Genomic DNA, 6,460 nt, shown 5'->3' with positions numbered 1-6,460 from the left:
CGGCATGACCGACCTCATCGACAAGATGAAGAAAGGCCGCAAGGAGGAACAGGACTACACCGACTACATCAAGAGCCTCGGCCGCATCGAGGCCCAGGCGAATGCCCTCAACAATCTGATCGGCCGACTGCCGGCCGGCCAGCAGGAGGCCGCCAACCGGGTCCTCACCAAGATCCAGGAGGGCCAACCCGGCACCGACAAGGAGGGCCGGCTCCGCAAGCTGACGAATGTGGTGTTCCAGCAGGCCCAGGGCGGGGCGGAGGCGCGGGCGGCGGCCGCCGAGGGCGACATCGCGGACCTCGACGCCGTCGCCACGACCGCCAAGCAGGCGACCGCGGCGGCCGGCATGGCCCTGGTGTCGACCGCGGCCGTCGGGCTCGGGCTGGCCACCGCGGCGCAGGTCGGCGCGCTCACGCTCGGCTCCGGCATGCTCCAGGGCGCCAAGGCGGGCCATGCCCAGGGCGGCGTACCCGGCGCGCTCTGGGGTACCGCCCGGGCAGCCGTGCCCGGCCTGGACACCGTCGAGGCCCTGGTCGACGTCGCCAAGGGCCGGGGCAGTCTCCTGGGCGTCGGCCTGGCCGTGGTGCAGGACCTGGGCAAGGCGGCGACACTCGCCACACTGGGGGCCCGGAACGTCGGCCCCGCCACCTCGACAGTCCCCCGGCCGTCCACTCCGGGGGCGGCGGCCCGGCCGGCGGGCACGGTCGGGCCGATGGGCACGGCCGGGCCGACGGCTCCCGGGCCGCTCCAGCAGGGTGCCTCCCGCATCGCGGGCAAGGAGGCGATCACCAACCCTCAGGACTACCTGAAGGACGTCAACCCCTACCGGTCGCACCAGGGCCGCGGCTTCACGAAGGGCGCCACGGTCTACCCGGACAACTACTGGGATTTCAAGGCCAAGCGAATCCGTCCGCATCCGTACGCAGGGGAGACCATTCCTGCGACGCAGGACATCCCCGGCGGCTCGCGGACGGCCATCAACACCTGGATGAACTGCCCCAACACGACGATCGCGGTCGACGCGAAACTCGCCGGAAGACCCCCGCTGCCTCCCGCTCCGCCGTCGACCGGGATGTCGGCCGGAGAGATGCAGGCCATCTACGGCCGCAAGTTCACCCCGGCCGCGTCCAGGACCACCATCGAATCCCATCTCAAGGCGGCGGGCCCGGGATCGCGGGGAGTCGTCGCCGTCCTGTTCCAGGCGAAACGCCCGCCGGGCGGCGGCCCGCCGACCCAGACGGCCCACGTTTTCAACGCGGTCAACGACGGGGGAAAGATCAAGTTCCTGGACGGGCAGACGGGCCAGCCGGGCAGCTTCAGCAGAGTCGTCGGCATCGCCTTCATGCGGACGGACTGACGGCTCAGGACGGATGGACGACATGATCGAATTCTCGGAAGCACGCGGGATCGCCCTGGACTACGTCCGCAACCTGTCGGCCGGTATGCGGCTCGACCTGGTGCTGGTCGATGACGCGACCGGCGACGAGGAGTGGTGCTGGGTCTTCCCGTACGACTCGCGGGCGCACCTGGAGAGCGGCGATGACGAGGACGCGCTGCTGGGAATGGGTCCCCTGGTCGTCTTCAAGGACACCGGCGTGCTGCAACCGCTCGGCAGCAGCCCACCGCCCGAGGAGGCGCTCGACCTGCTGCGCCCGCTGCCCACCGAGGATGGGGAGGCCGCCCCGGGCACGACCGCCGGCGGGGGCCGGCCGCCCGCACCGATCCCCCTGGGCCTGACCCGGGCCGTCCCGCTGGACCGGGCGGAGCTCGCGGCCATGGTCCGGCATCTCGGACTGCCTCCCCCGGCGCCGCTCTCCCCGCTGTCCGCGACCGCCGACGAGGACGGGGCGGGGGCGGGCGGCAACGGGGACCGCCGGGCCGTACGGGACGCCGGCGAACTGCTGGAGGCGTTCCGGGAGCTGCCGGAGGCCACCGTCCGGGACGCGCTGCTCCCGCTGGCGGTGCCGGACCGGGTCGTCGAGCTGCGGGCCGGCCTGTTCGACAGCGCCCCGGCCCCGTGCCGGCTGTACGGCTCCCGGCTGGGCAGCGACGTGTTCGCCGGGTTGCGGCCGGCACCCGGCCCGGACCACGACTACGAGTTGCTGGCCCCGTACTCCTCCGGCGACCTGGCCCGGTGGACGCAGTCGCAGCTGCAGTTCTCGGCCGGGGCCCCGGTGCCCCCGCCGCAGGAGGAGCTGGACGCCGGGCAGCTCGCCGTCCTGCTGGCGCTCGTCGACGCGTACAAGACCCGCTTCTTCCGCTCGTTCGCCGGACGGCGCCCCACGCCCACCCCGCTGGCCCTCTCCGCGGCGGACGTGCTGGAGGCGCAGCAGGACGCCCTGCGGGTGGCCGACCGGCGTTGGCTGACCCGGGCGCTCGCCGAACTCTTCGGGCTGCTCGTCCACCCCGGCGGCCGCACCGGGATCACCCTGCCGCCGGTGACGGAGGACCTCGCCGGACGGGAGCTGCGCCGGTACGCGGAGGCCGGGCAGCTGGAGCGGACCGGCACGGCCGCCGACCCCCGCTACGAACCCTCGCTCGCCTTCTCGGTCTTCGCCGGCACCCTCTTCACCTGGACCGTGCTGCTGGCGCTGCACGACATCCAGCTCACCGGGTGGGAGGACGGGCGGCCCGGCGGGCAGGAGGAACTGCTGCTCTTCCTGGTCACCCAGCCGGTGCTGTGGACCGTCCTCAGCGACGGTCTGACCGAGGTGGTCCGCACGGCGGAACCGGACTGGTCCCGGGCCCGCTTCGCGCTGCGCTCCCTCTCGCCGGCCGACGCGGTGGCGCTGGCCGACGACTTCCTCCGACCGCTCCCGGTGCCGGCGCTGCCCGAGGAGGTCTACGCCCCGGTGGCCGTGCCTGCGGCTCCGACGGCCCCGGCTCCGGCTCCGGCGGCCGCCGAGCCGGTGTGGCAGCCCACCCACCTGGTCCCGGAGGGCGGCATGGCCGCCTGGTCCGAACCCGACCCGGCCCGGGAACCCGTCGCCCGCATCGACGCCAGGGTCGAGCTCCGGCTGCTCGAACGGGCCGGCGAGTGGGCGCACATCGTCTGCTCCAACGGCTGGTCGGCCTGGGTCGACGGCCGGGCGATGGAACCGCTGGGGTGACTCCCCGGCGGGGTGAGGCGGTCACCGGGGCGGGGGTCACCGGGGGGTGAACGTCGTCAGGACGGAGTCGAAGAGCTGCAGGCCCGCCGGCCAGTCGACCTCGGGGTAGGCCACGTAGATCAGGTACTCGTTGCCGTTCGGGGCGATGTACGCCTGGACGGCCGCGTGCCGCGGCTGGCCGGCGGCGGTCCAGGTGAACTCCCACAGGGCTCCCGGGCCGCCCTGGTAGGTGTTCGCCGTGAGGGCGATCCGCCGGTAGTCGGCCAAGGGGATGCCGCTCTCCTGCTCCAGCGCGAGGAGATGGCTTCCGGGAACCACGCCGGCGCCCGGGCGCACCGAGAAGCTCAGCAGATGGTCGTTGGCGTCCGGGGTGTAGAGGATCCACGGGTCCGCCACGGTGCGGGGCCAGCCCTGGGGCACCGCGACCCGGAAACCCGCCGGGTCGTCGACCCACTGGTACCCGAAGGGGGCCGGGGACGTACCCGGCGAGCCGGGCGGAGGTGTCGTCGGGGTCGGTGTCGTCGGTGTCGGAGTCGGTGCCGTCGTCGTGGGCGCGGTCGGGGTGCCGGGCGCGGGTGCGGTCGGTGTCACGGGCTCGGCCGGGGCCGTCGGAGCAGTCGGGGCGGTCGGGGTGGCCGGCGTGACCGGGGCGACGGCGGTGGTCGGCTGGTCCGGTACGGAGGTCCGGTACCAGAAGTCCCCGTACATCGCGGACGCGAGGCCGCCCGCCGACAGCAGCGGGACCAGCAGCGCGGCCACCGCGGCCCCGGTCCTGCCGCCCCGGTGCAGCAGGACGGCCATCACGGCCGCCGCCACGAGGCCGACGGCCGCCGCGAGGGCGACCGGTGCCCGTTCGGCGCCGTGGGACCAGCCGTACACGCCGCCGACCGCCGCGAGCAGAACGACGGCCCCGGCGACGGCGGCGGCGTCCTGCCCGCTGCGGTGGAGCGCGGCCAGCAGAACCGCCGCCGCCACGCCCAGGCCGACCCAGGCGAGCGCGACCGTCAGTGTCATGCCGTCGCCGTTGACCAGTCCGTACATCAGTCCGGCGGCCGAGAGGAGCAGCAGCAGGACCGCGGCCGTCACCAGCACCCCGGACGGCCGTCCCCGTCGGTGTCCGCCCTCCCCCGTTCCCTCGCCGGCCGCCGCCGCGAGGGGGGCCGTTTCGGCCTCCGACCCCCCGGGCCGGTCCTCCGCTGCCACCGGGCCGTAGGAGGCGGCCGCCCCCGGCAGGCTCCCGGAGGCCACCGCCGCGAGCAGCCGGTGTGCCTGGTCGGTGGTCGGCCGCGCCTCCGGTTCCTTGCGCAGCAGGGCCGCGACGGCCGGCCCGAGCGGTCCGGCGCGCCGCGGCCCGGGCGGGGTGTCCTCGACCGCGGCGTGCAGGGTGCCGCCGGACGTCGGGCGGGCGAACGGCGGCCGGCCCTCCACCGCCGTGTACAGGGTGGCGCCCAGCGACCACACGTCGGAGGCCGGGCCCGGGTCCCGTCCGGTCACGCGTTCCGGGGCCAGGTAGTCGGGTGAGCCCGGCCCGCCGACGCCGTCGGCGGTCGGCGTGGACTCCTCGAACGCCGCGACACCGAAGCCGGTGAGCACGGCGCGACCGCCCGGTTCGACCAGCACCGTGGCAGGACTGACGTCCCGGTGCACCACGCCCGCCCGGTGGGCCCGGTCGAGGACGGACAGCACCTGCGCGCCGATGCGGGCGGTGTCCCCCGGCGGCAGCGGGCCGTCCGAGGCGATCACGTCGGTGAGCGGGCGGCCGTCGACCAGCTCCATCACGATCCAGGGCCGGTCGTCCTGTTCGATCACCTCGTGCACGGTGACGACGCCGGGGTGCCCGGCCACCGCCCGGGTCTCGCGTTGCATCCGGTCCCGGAGCCTGGCGAACTCCTCCCCGGACAGTCCGCCGACGTCCAGCTCCTTCACCGCGACGTCCCGGTCGAGCAGTTCGTCGTGGGCCCGCCACACCGTGCCCGCCCCGCCGGGCCCGAGCCGGTCGCCCAACCGGTAGCGCCCGCCCAGCAGTCTGCTCATCCGGCACCCCCTTCGGTGGGCCCCTCCTCCAGTCTCCTGCTGCCCTTCCGGGGTCACCAATCACGGCAGCCGACGGGGCGGCGGGAGCTGGTTGCGGTCGTCCGGCCGGGGAGTAGCGTCGAATACGGGGTGGCCGTTCGCCGGGCCACTCCACGGGCCGCCGACCGCAGGTGTGCACCGCCGCAGGTGTGCACCGCCGCGGCCTCCTCGCCCGACGGCCGTCCCACCCCCGCCACCACGTCGGACGCGGTCGGAGGGATGACGTGACCGGTCCCGCTGTGCAGCCGCAGGCCGTACGACCCGGTCCGGGGCCGTTGGTGCGGCAGTTGCCGGGGTGGTTGCGCGGGCACGGATGGAGTGCGCTGGTGAGCGCGCTGATCGGTGGGGTGTTCGGCTATGTGGGCAACGCGTGGCTGATGGCCGTGCGCTACGAGGGGACGAACGTGCCGTCCGGCTCGCCGGTGACCAGTGACGGCACCTTCGTCCAGGGCGCGTTGTTCTGGGGCCTGTGCAGCACCGTGATCTTCGGCGTGGCCGGCTACTGGCGGGCGATGGGCACCCGGGCCTTCCTGACCGGCGTGCGGGGGGTACCCACCGCCCTGACCGGACTGGTACGCGGCGACCGCGCCGCCTACGTCCACCTGCTCTGGGGCGCGGCGATCAGCATGATCGCCGCCACCGTTGTGTCACCCTCGCTGGGCGCGATGCTCGCGATCGGACTGCTCACGGTGATCCCCGGGGTGCTGGGGAGCGTCATCTCCAGCGCCATCCACCACCTGTGGTCGGTGCTGGTCCAGCGGATCGCCCCCACCCGGCGGCACAAGGTCGGCGGCGTCACCGGTATGACGGTGGGGCTGCTGGGGTCGGCCGCGGCGCTGCTCCTGGCCTTCCTGCTGCCGTCCCTGTGGCTGAAGCTGGCGCTGGCCGGACTCTTCGCCCTGGCCGCGGTCCTGATCGGAGTGTTCGGCCGCCCGCCCTCCGCCGGAGTCGCAGTGGCGGTGGTGCTGCTGCTCGGTACGGCGGTGGGGTTTGTGCTGCTGGCCCAGGCGCCGCCGGCCTCGGCGGACGACGCGGGCTGGGCCGAGTGCAAGGAAATGGGCGTGCCCTGGCTGGAGTGCACCGGCATCGGCAAACTCCTCGCCAACTCCGCGGTCGGAGCCGCCGTCGCCGCCGCCGGCGCGATCATCGGCACCTGGCTCGGCCAAGCCGCCGCCGCACTCACCGGCCTCTTCGGCGGCACACCACCCGACGACGGCGGCGAACGCCGCGGCCCCCTGCCGAAACTCCCCGGCACCGGACCCACCACCCCCCACACA

At 74.8% G+C, this 6,460-nt stretch carries 4 protein-coding genes; 3 read left to right on the top strand and 1 reads right to left on the bottom strand.

Going from position 1 to position 6,460, the window contains the following annotated elements:
• Window positions 1-1,357, top strand: a 1,357-nt coding sequence (locus ACWGB8_RS37245) for a toxin glutamine deamidase domain-containing protein (protein WP_452218096.1), incomplete at its 5' end; no start/stop codon positions are given.
• Between the two features lie 22 nt (window positions 1,358-1,379).
• Window positions 1,380-3,110, top strand: a complete 1,731-nt coding sequence (locus tag ACWGB8_RS37240) for a YrhB domain-containing protein (RefSeq protein WP_452218095.1) — start codon at window positions 1,380-1,382, stop codon at window positions 3,108-3,110.
• Window positions 3,111-3,146: 36 nt separating this feature from the next.
• Here ACWGB8_RS37240 and ACWGB8_RS37235 read toward each other — a convergent pair whose 3' ends face one another.
• Complete coding sequence (locus ACWGB8_RS37235; protein ID WP_452218094.1) at window positions 3,147-5,144, bottom strand: serine/threonine-protein kinase; 1,998 nt, start codon at window positions 5,142-5,144, stop codon at window positions 3,147-3,149.
• Window positions 5,145-5,509: 365 nt separating this feature from the next.
• Between ACWGB8_RS37235 and ACWGB8_RS37230 the strand changes: the two genes are divergently transcribed.
• On the top strand, window positions 5,510-6,460 hold a 951-nt coding region (locus tag ACWGB8_RS37230), incomplete at its 3' end, for a hypothetical protein (RefSeq protein WP_452218093.1).

The organism is Kitasatospora sp. NPDC054939 (genome assembly GCF_053610105.1).
This window is presented reverse-complemented; position numbering and strand designations above follow the sequence as displayed.

What these genes read in the sequence shown, in the direction of transcription:
- ACWGB8_RS37240 (WP_452218095.1), top strand. Translation starts at nt 1,380, where the DNA reads ATGATCGAATTCTCGGAAGCACGCGGGATCGCCCTGGACTACGTCCGC.
- ACWGB8_RS37235 (WP_452218094.1), bottom strand. Translation starts at nt 5,144, where the DNA reads ATGAGCAGACTGCTGGGCGGGCGCTACCGGTTGGGCGACCGGCTCGGG.